The following is a 13,917-nucleotide window of genomic DNA, read 5'->3' on the forward strand; positions in this document are numbered from 1 at the left end:
GCGTCCCCGTCCCGCGACTACACGCACCGGCAGGTTCTTGCGGGGCTCGAACGCGGTGACTTCAGAGCGGTACTCCCCGAATCCGCCGACGGCGGCATACGCGATCCGCGTCCTGGACCCACTCGACGAGACGTCCCCGTCGGCTGTCCGCACCCACGATGGCGTAGGGCTCATCTAACGCGGCTTCCAGGCCGCATCGACCCTGAAAGAGACGACAGTGCCACCGAAACGACTGGGCCCGGCACACCAGGAGTCCGACAGCGCATCGACCAGGAGCAGTCCCCTCCCATGCGCGTCATCCGCGTCAGGATCACGTCGCCGAACGTCAGCCGGGAACCCTGGGTTGTGCACGTCCACCCCCAGGGCTTCTCCTTCACGCCACCACTCGACGCGCACTCTCCAGGACTCCTCGGCCTCGCCGTAGAGGACAGCGTTCGTCACCAGCTCCGAGAGCATCAGGAGGCAGTCGTCGACCGAGCAGGTCAGGTCGTACGAGGCTGTGAAGTTGCGAAACCACCGCCGCGCCCGAGCGACGGACTCGGGAACGGGATAGAGAGTCATGCCCCCGAGCGGGCAAGCCCCCTCCGGGCGACCACACACATCCGTCATGAGCACCACTCCTCCTGTGAAGTGGCCTTAGCCACTTACTGGATAGTGGCATTGGCCACTTGAGGTCACAAGCGGTTCGCACCGAGGGGCGGGATTCTCTAACCGATCGGGTACCCCTGCTCGAACGCCCAACGGCCGGGCGGGTACGTGGCCTCGGCGAACTCCAGGGGGCGATCCTGCACGTCATAGACAACGTGACGGCAAACCAAGACAGCAGACCCAGAGGCGAGTGCGAGGTCCGAGACCTCGTCTTCGGTCGCCAGCCGAGCGCACATGCGATCCTCCGCGTAACTCCCTTGGCGACCCGTCATGTTCTCGACGTACATGAGGGTGCCTTCCTGAATGCGTTCAGGATCGAGGAGCTTGGGCGCACGCTCACCGACATCGCCGCTGAACCACGAGGTGGAGATCGCGATCGGCCCGGACGCGTCCTTGGTCACGCGGCGACGATGAACGGCACGGGACCCGGGCGACAGGCTCAGCGCCTCGACCACATGGTCCGGGGCCTCCAGCCAACCGGCCGAGGTGATCACCGCGTACTCGCCGGGCGTGTAAATCTTGCCGGTCTGCCTCGCGCGCCCGTAAAGCTCCCGAGCCCGGCGATTGACGGCAAGGCCGCGGACGTAGGTGCCCGACCCCTGCCGCTTCTCGACCAGCCCCTGATGGCTCAGCACCTCCAGCGATCGGGCAGCCGTCGGCCGTGACACCGCCCAGGCGGCGGCAAGTTGCCGTTCGGACGGAACCTCGTCACCCGGCCTCAGGTCGCCTCGCAGGATCTGATCGCGGATGTGGTGTGCGATCTGAAGGTACTTGGGCTGAACCTCTTCGATCTGCGGCATCGGATCTCCCCTTGCTAAGTGGCTATGGCCAGTGGCCACTATAGGGTGAGTGGTCAACACGCGAACGCCTACGCTGAGGCGGGTGACACGCTTGATCGTGGCAGCCGGAGGAGGGGGCGACGCCGTCGCCGCCTCGATGGTTGACGCAGCCCTGTACGGGGACAGCGGAAGTCCAGCGGTGATCCTCACGTACGCGTGGGACCGGCTGCTCGTCGACCCGGTGCCGGGCCCCCGAGGGCCGGACGATTTCAAGGGGCTGGCCCCCCTCACGCGAAGCGTCTGGGCGGTCCCGCCGACCGCGAGGCCGATCGCACCAGCAGGCTCCACGCTCCCCCGGTTGGCGAGCGAACTCCCCCACACCTTCGCGCTGATCGACCCCAGACACGGCGCCGAGGGCGTCGCGCACCAAATCACCTCACTGGTGCACCACTTGAACCCCGAGTCCATCGATCTCCTGGACGTCGGCGGCGACATCCTCGCCAAGGGCGACGAGCCGACACTTCGAAGCCCCCTTGCAGACGCGCTCACGCTCTCCGCGTGCTCGCAACTCGGCGCCTGCGTCCGACTCTTGATTGCCGGCCCAGGGCTGGACGGCGAGATCCCGGCCGAAGACTTGGCCGACCGCATGGGCCCACCGGCCCTGACATTAACGAGCAAACACATCGAACCGATCAGCTCGGTACTGGAATGGCACCCTTCCGAGGCCACGGGCATGCTGGCCGCCGCAGCGCGCGGGGTCCGCGGCCTGTGCGAAGTCAGAGACGCCGGCCTACCGGTCCCACTCACGGACCAGAGCGCCACCCTCCACGAAGCGTCCCTGGATCAGGCGTTGCACCGAAACGAGCTGGCCCGCGCTCTCCTCACCACGAAAACCCTCACCGAGGCGGAGCAGCACAGCCGAGAGATCTGTGGCTGCTCGGAAATCGACTACGAGCGCAACAAGGCGAGCCGACGCGCGACCCAACCAGCCCACAAGCTCGACCCCGGCCGCACACTCCACCGCCTCGACGAGTTCGAGGCAGCCGCCCGCCGGCGTGGCATCACGCACACGACGTTCCGCAGACTCACCGAAGCGCTGGGCTTCGACGGCAAACAACGACAGCCTCTCCGCGATCTGCTGATCAGTCGTCGCCCACTCCAGTACGAAGCACCGCTCTGGCGCATCTCAGGCGACGCCTGAGATGCGACTTACTCTGCTGATTCAAGTACCCGGCGCCGCTCCGCGCCGCCGGGCGGGCTCACGGCTCCGCTCGGGGCTGCCGCTCCTGCCTTCGGCCCGCTCTGCCCCGGCTGCGCCGACGCCCGCCCACACACGGATAGGGCCAGGGCCAATCGGATCACCCTCGTACATAGCGTTGATGAACCGCTCAAGGCCCCGTTCTCTCACAGCCCGGTTGAAGGAAGAAACCTCCTCTGGGGTCCCGCCATGCACTTGGGCCTGCTCCCCGGTAGCAAGATCGCGGAGGGACTCAGCCTTGCGCACAGCAGCGATGGCACGGACAAACGCAGTCCGGCGAGCTTGCCGCCAGTGCAGGTGCGACGAGCAGACTCCCCGTCGGCGCGGGCAGTCGCGGTTGGTGTGGACCAGGGGGCCCGTCCCGCCCGCACCCGGCTCGGTCGACAGCGCGGTCTGGTTGGGTTCACTTGCTGGTGATGCTCCATGTGCCGTCGCCAGCCGCAGCGGCGTTGTCGAGTGCGGTCCACGCGGCGTCGTTGAGCTTGAAGGCGTCGTGGAGGTAGGCGGAGATCGCGTCGGCGACGAGGGCGACGCGGGCGGGGTCCTCGTCGGTGGTCTCGGCGACCTTCTCGCCGGCGAGGCCGCCGAGGGTGTGCTCGCCCTCGGCGATGGTGAGCAGGCTCTTCGGGGACGGGCTGAGGTGGTAGGCGTCGGTAAACCACTCCGGTCCCCGGGTGGAGAGCTGGGACTGGTCCTTGCCGCCCGCGATGACCAGGGCGGGGGTGGTCATGGTGGAGTAGTCCGGCCGCATGAACGGAAGGTGTTCCGCGGCGAACGGGGTGAGGGTGTCGCCGGTTCCGGTCGCGGCAATCAGCGCGCCGGCCGAGACCGCGGAGTGGGAGAAGTCCTCTCCGGGAATGCCGTCGGCGTCGAGCACGCGCGCGCCGAGGATCACGCCGGCGGTCTGGGCGCCCCAGGAGTGGCCGACGACCGCGATGTGCTCATGGTCGACGCGGGTCTCCACTCCGCCGACCTGGGGAAGGATGTCGCCGAGGCCGTCGAGGACCGCGTGGAGGTCGGCGATCCGGACGCGCCAGATGCTGGCGAAGCGCGGGTCGTCCCACTCGATGCCGTTGCGGCGGGAGTCCAGGTGGGTGGGCTGCACGACGATGAATCCGGCAGCTGCCCACCGGTCGACAAGGGGTTCGTATCCGTCCAGGGACCATGCGTTGCCGTGGGAGAACACGATGACGGGAAGGTTCTGCCCTGACAGTGGAGCGGTGACCTTCACCTGGAGGTCGACGCTGCGGCCGGGCACGGGAACGGTGATGGGCTTGACCGCGACGATCCGCTGGTTGAGAGGGCTGGAAGACATGGGGGACCTGTACTTTCTCCATGGGATCGCTCTGCCATACTTTGGCGGAACGCCGTTCCGCCAATTTAGCGGAACATTGTTCCGCGAGTAAAGGGAGGGTCTCGTGCCCGAAGCGGTCGGAGTACGCCAAGCACAGGCGCAGCGCACCCGCAGCGGCGTGCTGGCGGCCGCATCAGCGGTCTTCGTGGACCAGGGCGTCCAAGCCCCCATCCGCGACATCGCCGAACGCGCCGGCGTCGGCGTCGGCACGATCTACCGAAACTTCCCGACCCGGGCGGACCTCGTCACCGCCGTCTACCGGCACCAGATCGACACATGCACCGCACTCGCGCCCCAGCTCCTGGAGGAATCAGCCTCCCCGTTCACCGCCCTGACCTGCTGGGCGGACGCGTTCGTGGAGTTCCTGGTGACCAAGCACGGCCTCGGTGCCGCCCTGGGGTCCGGTGATCCAGGGCTGGAGAACCTCCACGCCCTCATGCTCGACACTCTGGTCCCGGCCTGCGCAACGCTGCTCGACGCCTGCGCCGCCGCCGACGAACTCAGCCCCGGCATCACCGCCTACACCCTCATGCGTGCCATCGGGAACCTCTGTATCACCGGCCCCGACTACGACCAGGCCGACGCCAAGCACATGGTCGCAACCCTCCTCGCCGGATGCCGTCGCAAGGCATAGGGGCAGGATCCGGCCGCCCGCTGTGCGCAACATCGATCTCTGCCTGGAACGTAGCGCCGTGGCGACCACCGCGTGACGGCCGGAGTCACAGCCACTCGTTGATGGCTGCGACAAGGACGGCTGCCTCGTAGCGGACCGCGAGCTTGTCGTATCGCGTGGCAACGGCGCGGTGCCTCTTGAGGCGGTTGATCCCGCACTCGACCGCGTGACGCTTGCGGTAGTCGGCCGGATCGAAACGGGGTGGCCGACCGCCACGGGAGCCGAGCTTTTGGCGATTGCGTGCCTGGTCGGCCTTGTTGGGTATGGTGCAGCGGATTCCGCGACGGCGCAGGTAGATGCGGTTTCTGCGCGAGGCGTACGCCTTGTCGGCGCGGACCCGTCGGGGACGGACGCGTGGCCGACCCGGCCCGCTGCGGGGCACGCGGACTTTTGCCAGGACGGGTGCGAACTGCGGTGAGCCCCCCCCCCCCCCCCCGCTGTCCTGCCGTGATCACGAACGACCTGGGCTTTTGGCCCTGCTCGACGGCCAGGTGCAGCTTGGTGGTGAACCCGCCGCGCGACCGTCCCGGTCCGTGACCAGGAAGCTCGGTCGCATGCTGGTGGGCGCGGCAGACCGTGGAGTCGACGCCCAGGTCCCAGTCGATCACACCCTTCGCGTCGGCCAGGGACTGAAGGCGGGTGAGGATCCGGTGCCAGGTCCGTTCCGCTGCCACCGGCGGAACAGGTCGTAGACCCGGCCACACGGTCCGTACTCGACGGGGACGTCCCGCCACGGAACACCGGTCCGGACCCGGAACCTTATGCCGTCAATCAACCGTCGGCGAGACCAGACGGGCGGCCGCCCCGGCTTCATTCCCTTCGGCAACAACGGCTCCAGCACCGCCCACTGCTCATCCGTGAGATCTCCCCGACCCATGAACTGTGATCATTCACAACTCATGATCCACTTTCGATACACGGCCTAGGGCTCCCGCCAATCAGAGCACCGGCGCAAACCACACACTCGGATCTCCCAAGCTGCTCAATGACTCTCCTAGGCGGCAGAGTTGACGTCCAATCCCAATCGGGAGGTTACGAGACACCTCTGACATTCGCATCCCTGAACTTCCAGGTGATGCGCGCCGGGGAGGCCGTGAGCCGTCGGGGACTTGCGCCGCCCATGGATGACGCAAGCGAGTACAAGGTGAGGGGGACGGCGGGCTACGGGTCATTGGTGGCGAGGGCGCTAGGCCCTCGTCGGAACTTCGAGTTTCAGAGGGACATTTGCTCAGAGCACCAGGTCGGCCAAGGCTTGAGCCACAAGACCGAGTACGACGAAGAACCAGCCGAGCACCTGCTCGTGCAAACCGCGAATGTCGCCGTGCTTGGCCTCTTCGTCCAAGGACAAGATGCGGGTCTCCAGTTCCGAAGCGACTCGTTGGTCTGCCCTGCGGCGAGAGTCCTCTTCCTCTTTGAGGTTGTGCTCAACATCCTGAGCGAGTCGGTAAACCCGGTTCAGGCGGCGCTCGATCTCGGTCGCGAAGGCTGCTGCATCTTGTGTCGCGTCCGGCAGCGGGCCGAACTGGAAGAGGCCGCGTACGTTCATTGCGGCCGAGACTTCCAGAGCCGTTCCGAGAGTCCCCGTCACGGAAGGGGAAGGACGCCTTAGTAAGCGACGCACCCCACGAACAAGCGCAGTCCACCACCGGCGCACCATCGCGGCTTCGGTCGCTAGCACCCGCTTGAAGAACCGTTCACCGGGCGCGGCAGAGCTCTTGAAGGTTCGGCGGAAGCCGTCAGCAGCAGCGGCCAGGCCGAGGGACTGACAAGCAATACTAGCCACAGTGAACGCAGTTTCAGCAGACACTGGATCATCATGAGAGCCCAGACGAGATCACTTCAGGCGATCGGCCAATGTGCGCCCTGCACACGTTGGAAAGCGTGTTGAGTGGCGTATGCGAGGCCTGCGGCGACAGCTACTATCGCTCGACGCCGAGCTACTACTGTGATCCGTCACCGTCAGCCGAGATATGGGCGCTCGCGGTGCTCCAAGAAGTGCCGGAGCCTGAGCCGCTGCGTGTGGTGCATCGCCAGCTCCTCAAGGTCCTCCGGACGGACAAACCGGAGTTCCGTCGACTCGTTGGAGATCGCGAGCCGGCCGCCGACAGTTCGAGCGGTGAAGCAGACGTTGAACTGGCGCCGGACCTCGCCGTCCGTGTACGCGATGATGTGCTTCGGGTCGGTGTACGTACCGACCAGGCCTGTGATTTCAACGTCGAGGCCGGTCTCTTCCTTGACCTCGCGGACCGCCGTGCCGGGTAGGGAGTCGGTGAGGTCCATTCCGCCGCCGGGCAGGGCCCACAGGTCGTTGTCACGACGGCGCTGGAGCAGGATGCGCCCCTGCTCGTCGGTGACGACTGCAGAGGCCGCGACCACCATGCTGTTCGGCTTCGGTGCGTTCGGGTCGTCGTAGTACTCGGTCCGCGCCATGGTCACTCCTCCTGCTGCACCGGCTCCGCCGTCGCCCAGACCGCGTCGAAGCTCTGGGCGTAGGTGTCGAACATGCCGCCTTCCCCGTTTCGGCGGACATGCCACACAGGGGCACCGTATGCGTTCACGCCCCAGACGTGGGCGTTGACCAGCAGCTGGTCATCGGCGCGGTACAAGGAGTTGTAGAGCGTCGTTTCGTGGGTCCTTATCTCGATGCCGGACACGCCGGTCAAAGAGCTGTAGTGCATCAGGGCGAGTCGGCACCGCGACTCGATGCCGTGCCCGAACTTCTCCTCCTGACCGCGCGCCTGGACGTTAGGGCTGTCGGCGTCACCCACCGCGATGCGAACAGTGCAGCCTTCGGCGGCTCGCTCACGCAGCAGATCGTTGAGCCGGGGGTACGCCTCGTGCAGGAAGACGGCCGCGTACACCAGCACGTCAATGCGCTCGCACGCCTGCGTCATCATGTCGACGAAAGTGGACACGGGGAGGTCCGCACGCTGTTCGTAGAGTGCGACGAGTTCCGGGCTGATTGCGCGGGCGGCGCGGGCCTGCCGAAGTGCCGGCCAGAGTGCGTGCACGTCTTCTCCTAGGGCTTCAGCCGCCTGCAAGGCTGTGGCACGGCGCGGCGTACGGCCCAGATTCACCCATCGCTCGACGGACTTCGGGTCGACCTCGACGGCCTTTGCCAGGGCGGCGTACGTCCAACCTCCGGCCGCCATGACGGCACGTAGTCGCTCGTTCTGCACGAGTTTCCCCCCGAGTCTTGGGACGGCACTAGGGACGTTCTACCCGACGCAGGACGTCCCGAAGTGGGTTTTGGGGGTGGTTTCTAGGTCCTACCGGTCGGCCTGATGCTTCTCCGCATGAGCACGGACGGGTGCTGGCTGCTTGTCGAGTGACACGGCACTCCGGTTCCGCGCCGGTTCGTCCCCACGGCGAGGAGACAGCAGAAGTGAGCGACAACGCGGACCCTCCGACTATCGGCGTCCTCATGGTGGATAAGCGCACTGGCAAAGCGGGCGTCGTCATGGGACACGAGGGTCCCTACGTGCAGCTCCGCCCACCTCGCGGCGGCACGGAATGGGACGTCCCGCCCGAAGCGCTCCGCCTGCCTACTCAAGCCGAGGACCTGAGCGCGAAGGTGTCCATGGCCAACACGGCCTCCTTGAGCAACGGGAGGTGGGGACTGTGAGCATCCGGGCCGTCCTGCGGCATGAGACATGGACCGTCGAACCCGACCGGGAACCGGATGCGGAGCCGACAACGTACGCCATGCAATGCGCTGTGGATGGTGAGACGTCACCGGCCAGTGAGGACTTCGCGGAGCCGCAGGACTGGGTTCTGAAGCACTGCGGCCAGCATCCTTCGCACCACACCTACCGCGAGATCATCACGCGGCCTTGGCGGACCTGGAGGCGGACTTGATGCGCCGAACCCCCAGCAGGCCAGGGGAGTGCCCGTCCCCATGGGGTCCGGTTTGGTAGCTCGGTCGTGCGCCAGACGGCCCAGCCCCAGGCAGACAGCCGAGAGGGCCCAGGGTCGGCGACCGTGGGCCCTCTTGGTGAAGCGGGCGAAGAGTGCTCTGACCTGCTCTGACCTGTGTCTACAGCACCGGCAGGTTCTTGCGGAGTTCGAAGGCCGTGACCTCCGACCTGTACTCCTCCCACTCCTGCTTCTTGTTGCGGAGGAAGAAGTCGTAGACGTGCTCGCCGAGGGTTTCGGCTACCAGTTCGGACTTCTCCATGAGGGCGATGGCCTCGCCGAGGTTCTGCGGGAGCGGTTCGATGCCCAGGGCGCGGCGTTCCGCGTCGCGGAGCGCCCATACGTCGTCGTCCGCGCCCGGCGGGAGTTCGTAGCCCTCCTCGATGCCCTTCAGGCCGGCGGCGAGCAGCACCGCGTAGGTCAGGTAGGGGTTGGCGCCGGAGTCGATCGAGCGGACCTCGACCCGTGCCGAGCCGGTCTTGCCCGGCTTGTACATCGGGACGCGGATCAGGGCCGAGCGGTTGTTGTGGCCCCAGCAGATGTACGAGGGGGCCTCGCCGCCCGCGCCCGCGGTGCGCTCGGAGCCGCCCCAGATGCGCTTGTAGGAGTTCACCCACTGGTTGGTGACGGCCGAGATCTCCGCGGCGTGCCGCAGCAGGCCCGCGATGAAGGAGCGGCCGACCTTGGAGAGCTGGTACTCGGCACCCGACTCGTAGAACGCGTTGCGGTCGCCCTCGAAGAGGGAGAGGTGCGTGTGCATGCCCGAGCCCGGGTGTTCGGAGAACGGTTTCGGCATAAAGGTCGCCTGGACGCCCTGTTCGAGCGCGACCTGCTTCATGACCAGGCGGAAGGTCATGATGTTGTCGGCCGTGGAGAGCGCGTCGGCGTAGCGGAGGTCGATCTCCTGCTGGCCGGGGGCGCCCTCGTGGTGGCTGAACTCCACCGAGATGCCCATGGATTCGAGCATGGTGATGGCCTGGCGGCGGAAGTCCATGCCCACGTTCTGCGGGGTGTGGTCGAAGTAGCCGGAGTTGTCGGCGGGGGTGGGCCGCGAGCCGTCCAGCGGCTTGTCCTTCAGGAGGAAGAACTCGATCTCCGGGTGGGTGTAGAAGGTGAAGCCCAGGTCGGAGGTCTTGGCGAGGGCCCTCTTCAGTACGTAACGGGGGTCCGCGAAGGACGGGGAGCCGTCCGGCATCAGGATGTCGCAGAACATGCGGGCCGTGCCCGGAGCCTCCGCGCGCCAGGGCAGCACCTGGAAGGTGGACGGGTCCGGCTTGGCGATCATGTCCGACTCGTACACCCGGGCGAAGCCCTCGATGGCCGAACCGTCGAAGCCGATGCCCTCGTCGAAGGCCTGCTCCAGCTCGGCCGGGGCCACCGCCACCGACTTCAGGAAGCCGAGGACGTCCGTGAACCACAGGCGCACGAACCGGATGTCGCGCTCCTCCAACGTACGGAGCACGAATTCCTGCTGCTTGTTCATCTTCCGCTTCCACCCATCCTTGCTGGTCAGGCCACCTGCGTCCGTGCCGCGGGACACACTCTGGGCACGCTCGGGACACATTGACACCCGAGCATCCCACTCCGCGGTTTCGAACGCGTTGCGGGCTCCGTGCCGTCGCGTCCGCCGCGCTGTGTCCGTGCTGTGTGTCTGTGTTGTGTGTCCGAGCTCTGTGCCCATAGTGCCTGCTTCGCGGCGGCTCGGTAACAGCGGGCCGTGGATCTCTCTCCGCGTCGCCTCCGGCCGCCGACGGCGTTAACTTGCATATGAGATGCAAGTTTTCTACGGTCTGAAAACAGACAAGGGAGGCGTATCTCCCCGGAGCTGAGGAGTCCCGTTGCTGTCCGAGCAGTCCGCCGCGACCGTCCGTGCCACCCTGCCCGTCGTCGGGGCCGCCATCGGGGAGATAACCGAGCGGTTCTACGCACGGCTCTTCGAGGCCCATCCTGAGCTTCTGCGGGACCTGTTCAACCGGGGCAACCAGGCCGCCGGAACCCAGCGGCAGGCCCTGGCCGGCTCCATCGCCGCCTTCGCGGTCCACCTGGTGGAGCACCCCGACGAGCGGCCGGACGTCATGCTCAACCGCATCGCGCACAAGCACGCCTCGCTCGGTGTCGCCCCCGACCAGTACGGGACGGTGCACCGGCACCTCTTCGCCGCCATCGTCGAGGTGCTGGGCGACGCGGTCACGCCCGAGGTCGCCGCCGCCTGGGACGACGTCTACTGGCTCATGGCCAACGCCCTCATCGCCATCGAGGCCCGCCTCTACGCCGAACAGGGCGTCACGGCGGGCGCCGACACCTGGCGCGAGTGGGAAGTCGTGGAGCGCGTCGAGGAGACGGACGACGTCGCCACGTTTCGCCTGCGTCCCGTCGACGGGGCGCAGGCCGTGCCGGGCTTCCGCGCGGGGCAGTACGTGTCCGTTCAGGTCGAACTCGCGGACGGGGCACGTCAGATACGGCAGTACAGCTTGTCGGGCGGAATCGGGGCGGCGGGCATGGCTGCCGGCTCCGGCTCTGGCTCCCCGATACGGCAGATCAGTGTGAAGCGGGTGCCGGGGGGCGTGGGGGCGCCCGGGACGCCCGAAGGCGAGGTCTCGAATCACCTGCACGCGCGCGTGCGCGAAGGGGACGTCCTGCGCGTCTCCCCGCCGTACGGAGACCTCGTCCTCCACGAGACGGACGCGGACGCGGGCGTTCCGCTGCTGCTCGCCTCCGCGGGCATCGGCGTCACCCCGATGATCGCCATGCTGGAGCAGCTCGCCACCGCCGGCCACCGCGGACCCGTCACGGTCGTGCACGCCGACCGCTCCCCCGCGGACCACGCACTCCGCGCCGACCACGAGGCGTACACCGGCAAACTCCCGGACGGCACCGCGTACTTCTTCTATGAGCGGCCCGCGGCGGGACACCCCTCAGAGCTCACGGGGTTCGCCGATCTGGCGGCGCTTCCCGCGGTCGCGCCGGGCACGCGCGCGTACCTGTGCGGGCCGCTGCCGTTCATGCGGACGGTACGTTCCCAGCTGATCGCGCGCGGGGTCGCCGCCTCGGACATCCACTACGAGGTGTTCGGGCCCGATCTGTGGCTGGCGCAGGGCTGAGGAGCGAGGAGCTGAGGAGCTGAGGAGGACGCGCAGGCCGGCTCAGGTGGCGTCGCGGGTCGTGATGTCCAGGAGCAGCGGGCCCGTGGGCGCCGCCACGATGTCCGCCACCGTCAGCCCGTCCAGCGAGGCGTAGAAGGCCTCCTGCGCCCTGCGCAGCGCGTCCCGCAGGCGGCATGCCGAGTTCAGCGGACACGGCGTGCCGCCGCCCTCGCAGTCCACCACGTCGCCCGTGCCCTCGAAGGCCCGCACCAGCGCGCCGACCGACGCCCGGCGGCCCGCCTCCGTCAGCGCGAGCCCGCCGCCCCTGCCCCTGCGGGCCTCCAGCAGGCCCATCTTCTGGAGCTCGGCGACGACCTTCGTCTCATGGGTGTACGGCACCGCCATGTCGGCGGCCACCTCGCGCGTCGTTGGGGCGGCCGTGGAGGCCGCCGTCGTGGAGGCCGCGTCGCTCACCACGGCCAGGCGCATGAGGGTGCGCAGCGCCAGGTCGGTGGATCGCATGAGCCGCATGCCTCCGAGCGTAGGTAATGCGCATCCCTGGCTCAAATTCCGCGCTCGGACGCCCTGTAGTAGTGGGCCTCCCTCGCATTACGATCAGCGGACTCGTTCGTCGTCCCGTTCGGCCCTTTCCGCAGAAGGACACATCATGGGTTCCGCCAAGAACACGAGCAACGCTTCCCGCAAGGCCCGGATAGAGGAGATGCGCCGGGCGGACCGTGCGCGTGACCGGCGGGGCCGGGTCCTGACGATCACCCTCGGCGCGGTCCTCGTCGTGGCGCTCGGCGTGGGCGGCTTCTTCCTCTTCGACAACGCGTCCGACGACTCCGGTCCGAAGGACGACGCGAAGGGCTGGCCGAAGTACAAGGTCTCCGCCGACGGCGAGAAGGTCTGGGGCAAACTCGGCCGTACGCACGTCACGAAGAAAGTGGACTACCCCATGACGCCGCCCGTCGGCGGGGACCACAATCAGGTGTGGATGAACTGCAACGGCGACGTCTACGAGAAGGAGATCCCGGAGGTGAACGCCGTGCACTCCCTTGAGCACGGTGCCGTCTGGGTCACGTACAACGACAAGGCGAAGCCGGCCGACCTGAAGAAGCTCGAAGCGAAGGTCAAGGCGACGCCGTACTCGCTGATGAGCCCGGTCAAGGACCAGAAGGACCCCGTCATGCTGACCGCCTGGGCCCACCAGCGGACGGTCTCGGGCGCGGACGACCCGAAGGTCAAGGAGTTCTTCTCCAAGTACGTCCAGGGCAAGCAGACGCCGGAGCCCGGGGCGGCGTGCACGAGCGGGATGGCGCAGTGAGGCGGCGTACCAACTGGCTCGTCGGGGGCGTCGTCGCCGCGGTCGTCGCCGGGGGCGGCATCACGGCGGCGGTCGCCGCCACGGACTCCTCCGACTCGGGTGACTCGCCCGCGAGTTCGTCGGCCGACGCGGGGTTCGCGCGGGACATGGCCGTCCACCACCAGCAGGCCGTGGAGATGTCGTACATCGTGCGCGACCGGACCGACGACGAGGAGGTGCGGCGCCTCGCGTACGACATCGCGCAGACCCAGGCCAATCAGCGCGGCATGCTGCTCGGGTGGCTGGACCTGTGGGAGCTGCCGAAGGTGCCGGACGGGGCTCCGATGGAGTGGATGGGCATGGGCGACATGCCGCCGGGCGAGGACGGGGCGCTGATGCCGGGGATGGCTACGGGGGCGGAGCTCGAACGGCTGGGGAAGCTGAGCGGGAAGAAGGCGGAGGTGCTGTACCTCCAGCTGATGACGCGGCACCACCGGGGTGGGGTGCATATGGCGCAGGGGTGTGTGGACCGGTGCGAGGTTTCCGCGGAGCGGAGGCTGGCTCGGGGGATGGTGGAGTCGCAGGAGTCGGAGATCGCTCTGATGTCGACGCTGCTGAAGGCGCGGGGGGCGAGGCCGTGAGGTGACGCCGGCGCTGGGCCTGGGCGGGGCGCCTTGTGTTCGCCTTTGGGCCGGGGTCTGCGCCTGCTGTTCGTCGCGGGTCGGGGTTTGCGCCTGCTGTTCGTCGCGGGTCGGGGTTTGCGCCTGCTGTTCGTCGCGGGTCGGGGTCTGCGCCTGCTGTTCGTCTGTGGGGCGGGGCCGCGGGGGTATGTGCGTACTCGCCATCCCTGCGCCGCGTCACACGGACAAAGACGCCGATGTGTGCTCGGTGCTCCGTTCGC

General features: G+C 67.8%; 15 protein-coding genes and 2 pseudogenes. 8 read left to right on the forward strand and 9 right to left on the reverse strand.

Annotated features, from left to right (window positions below; all coding sequences use genetic code 11):
* Window positions 1-94: 94 nt before the first annotated feature.
* Window positions 95-178 (forward strand): annotated as a pseudogene (locus tag AB0H82_RS34930) (NUDIX hydrolase); the annotation flags it as partial.
* Here the strand turns inward: AB0H82_RS34930 and AB0H82_RS34935 are convergent.
* Both AB0H82_RS34935 and AB0H82_RS34940 read right to left on the reverse strand, forming a co-directional pair.
* A complete protein-coding gene (locus AB0H82_RS34935; protein WP_362999554.1) occupies window positions 175-561 on the reverse strand; it encodes an ATP-binding protein in 387 nt (128 codons plus the stop codon). The pseudogene AB0H82_RS34930 and the gene AB0H82_RS34935 overlap by 4 nt on opposite strands.
* A 146-nt stretch (window positions 562-707) precedes the next feature.
* Window positions 708-1,448 (reverse strand): GntR family transcriptional regulator, encoded by a 741-nt coding sequence (locus AB0H82_RS34940; protein ID WP_362999555.1) that lies wholly within the window; start codon window positions 1,446-1,448, stop codon window positions 708-710.
* A gap of 82 nt (window positions 1,449-1,530) precedes the next feature.
* On the opposite strand from AB0H82_RS34940, the gene AB0H82_RS34945 reads away from it, so the two are divergent.
* The gene (locus AB0H82_RS34945) at window positions 1,531-2,628 is read left to right on the forward strand and encodes a DUF1152 domain-containing protein (RefSeq protein WP_362999556.1); all 1,098 of its coding nucleotides are present in this window, start codon (window positions 1,531-1,533) and stop codon (window positions 2,626-2,628) included.
* 460 nt (window positions 2,629-3,088) lie between these two features.
* Here the strand turns inward: AB0H82_RS34945 and AB0H82_RS34950 are convergent, their stop codons facing one another.
* The gene (locus AB0H82_RS34950; protein WP_362999557.1) at window positions 3,089-4,000 is read right to left on the reverse strand and encodes a chlorophyllase; all 912 of its coding nucleotides are present in this window, start codon (window positions 3,998-4,000) and stop codon (window positions 3,089-3,091) included.
* Window positions 4,001-4,103: 103 nt separating this feature from the next.
* Here AB0H82_RS34950 and AB0H82_RS34955 point away from each other — a divergent pair, with 103 nt between their 5' ends.
* Window positions 4,104-4,673 carry a TetR/AcrR family transcriptional regulator gene (locus AB0H82_RS34955; protein ID WP_362999558.1) on the forward strand — a complete coding sequence of 190 codons (570 nt, stop codon included), beginning with the start codon at window positions 4,104-4,106 and terminating at the stop codon, window positions 4,671-4,673.
* Between the two features lie 85 nt (window positions 4,674-4,758).
* On the opposite strand, the pseudogene AB0H82_RS34960 reads toward AB0H82_RS34955, so the two are convergent.
* From AB0H82_RS34960 to AB0H82_RS34975, 4 genes and pseudogenes are all read right to left on the reverse strand, one after another.
* A pseudogene (locus tag AB0H82_RS34960) lies at window positions 4,759-5,589 on the reverse strand (IS5 family transposase).
* A 351-nt stretch (window positions 5,590-5,940) separates the two neighbouring features.
* A complete protein-coding gene (locus AB0H82_RS34965) occupies window positions 5,941-6,258 on the reverse strand; it encodes a hypothetical protein (RefSeq protein ID WP_362999559.1) in 318 nt (105 codons plus the stop codon).
* 413 nt (window positions 6,259-6,671) lie between these two features.
* Window positions 6,672-7,142: an NUDIX domain-containing protein gene (locus AB0H82_RS34970; RefSeq protein WP_362999560.1), complete on the reverse strand. Its 471-nt coding sequence runs from the start codon at window positions 7,140-7,142 to the stop codon at window positions 6,672-6,674.
* A gap of 2 nt (window positions 7,143-7,144) precedes the next feature.
* Window positions 7,145-7,891, reverse strand: coding sequence for a helix-turn-helix domain-containing protein (locus tag AB0H82_RS34975; RefSeq protein ID WP_362999561.1), 747 nt, complete (start codon window positions 7,889-7,891; stop codon window positions 7,145-7,147).
* A 245-nt stretch (window positions 7,892-8,136) separates the two neighbouring features.
* Here AB0H82_RS34975 and AB0H82_RS34980 point away from each other — a divergent pair, with 245 nt between their 5' ends.
* Together AB0H82_RS34980 and AB0H82_RS34985 are read left to right on the forward strand one after the other, a co-directional pair.
* Window positions 8,137-8,337, forward strand: a complete 201-nt coding sequence (locus tag AB0H82_RS34980; RefSeq protein ID WP_362999567.1) for a hypothetical protein — start codon at window positions 8,137-8,139, stop codon at window positions 8,335-8,337.
* On the forward strand, window positions 8,325-8,570 hold the full coding sequence (locus AB0H82_RS34985; RefSeq protein ID WP_362999562.1) for a hypothetical protein: 246 nt from the start codon (window positions 8,325-8,327) through the stop codon (window positions 8,568-8,570). Before AB0H82_RS34980 ends, AB0H82_RS34985 begins: the two co-directional genes overlap by 13 nt.
* A gap of 178 nt (window positions 8,571-8,748) precedes the next feature.
* On the opposite strand, the gene AB0H82_RS34990 is transcribed toward AB0H82_RS34985, so the two are convergent.
* A complete protein-coding gene (locus AB0H82_RS34990; protein ID WP_055564891.1) occupies window positions 8,749-10,110 on the reverse strand; it encodes a glutamine synthetase family protein in 1,362 nt (453 codons plus the stop codon).
* Between the two features lie 355 nt (window positions 10,111-10,465).
* On the opposite strand from AB0H82_RS34990, the gene AB0H82_RS34995 reads away from it, so the two are divergent.
* Window positions 10,466-11,728: a globin domain-containing protein gene (locus tag AB0H82_RS34995; protein ID WP_362999563.1), complete on the forward strand. Its 1,263-nt coding sequence runs from the start codon at window positions 10,466-10,468 to the stop codon at window positions 11,726-11,728.
* A gap of 42 nt (window positions 11,729-11,770) precedes the next feature.
* Here the strand turns inward: AB0H82_RS34995 and AB0H82_RS35000 are convergent, their stop codons facing one another.
* The gene (locus AB0H82_RS35000) at window positions 11,771-12,241 is read right to left on the reverse strand and encodes an Rrf2 family transcriptional regulator (protein ID WP_362999564.1); all 471 of its coding nucleotides are present in this window, start codon (window positions 12,239-12,241) and stop codon (window positions 11,771-11,773) included.
* Window positions 12,242-12,377: 136 nt separating this feature from the next.
* On the opposite strand from AB0H82_RS35000, the gene AB0H82_RS35005 reads away from it, so the two are divergent.
* Window positions 12,378-13,037 (forward strand): DUF3105 domain-containing protein, encoded by a 660-nt coding sequence (locus AB0H82_RS35005; RefSeq protein ID WP_362999565.1) that lies wholly within the window; start codon window positions 12,378-12,380, stop codon window positions 13,035-13,037.
* The gene (locus AB0H82_RS35010) at window positions 13,034-13,657 is read left to right on the forward strand and encodes a DUF305 domain-containing protein (RefSeq protein ID WP_362999566.1); all 624 of its coding nucleotides are present in this window, start codon (window positions 13,034-13,036) and stop codon (window positions 13,655-13,657) included. Before AB0H82_RS35005 ends, AB0H82_RS35010 begins: the two co-directional genes overlap by 4 nt.
* Window positions 13,658-13,917: the final 260 nt, after the last annotated feature.

Origin of the sequence: Streptomyces sp. NPDC050732 (genome assembly GCF_040654255.1) — a bacterium.
In the GTDB taxonomy this organism is placed as follows: domain Bacteria; phylum Actinomycetota; class Actinomycetes; order Streptomycetales; family Streptomycetaceae; genus Streptomyces.

What these genes read in the sequence shown, in the direction of transcription:
- AB0H82_RS34935 (WP_362999554.1), bottom strand. Translation starts at nt 561, where the DNA reads ATGACTCTCTATCCCGTTCCCGAGTCCGTCGCTCGGGCGCGGCGGTGG.
- AB0H82_RS34940 (WP_362999555.1), bottom strand. Translation starts at nt 1,448, where the DNA reads ATGCCGCAGATCGAAGAGGTTCAGCCCAAGTACCTTCAGATCGCACAC.
- AB0H82_RS34950 (WP_362999557.1), bottom strand. Translation starts at nt 4,000, where the DNA reads ATGTCTTCCAGCCCTCTCAACCAGCGGATCGTCGCGGTCAAGCCCATC.
- AB0H82_RS34965 (WP_362999559.1), bottom strand. Translation starts at nt 6,258, where the DNA reads ATGAACGTACGCGGCCTCTTCCAGTTCGGCCCGCTGCCGGACGCGACA.
- AB0H82_RS34970 (WP_362999560.1), bottom strand. Translation starts at nt 7,142, where the DNA reads ATGGCGCGGACCGAGTACTACGACGACCCGAACGCACCGAAGCCGAAC.
- AB0H82_RS34980 (WP_362999567.1), top strand. Translation starts at nt 8,137, where the DNA reads ATGGTGGATAAGCGCACTGGCAAAGCGGGCGTCGTCATGGGACACGAG.
- AB0H82_RS34990 (WP_055564891.1), bottom strand. Translation starts at nt 10,110, where the DNA reads ATGAACAAGCAGCAGGAATTCGTGCTCCGTACGTTGGAGGAGCGCGAC.
- AB0H82_RS35000 (WP_362999564.1), bottom strand. Translation starts at nt 12,241, where the DNA reads ATGCGGCTCATGCGATCCACCGACCTGGCGCTGCGCACCCTCATGCGC.
- AB0H82_RS35005 (WP_362999565.1), top strand. Translation starts at nt 12,378, where the DNA reads ATGGGTTCCGCCAAGAACACGAGCAACGCTTCCCGCAAGGCCCGGATA.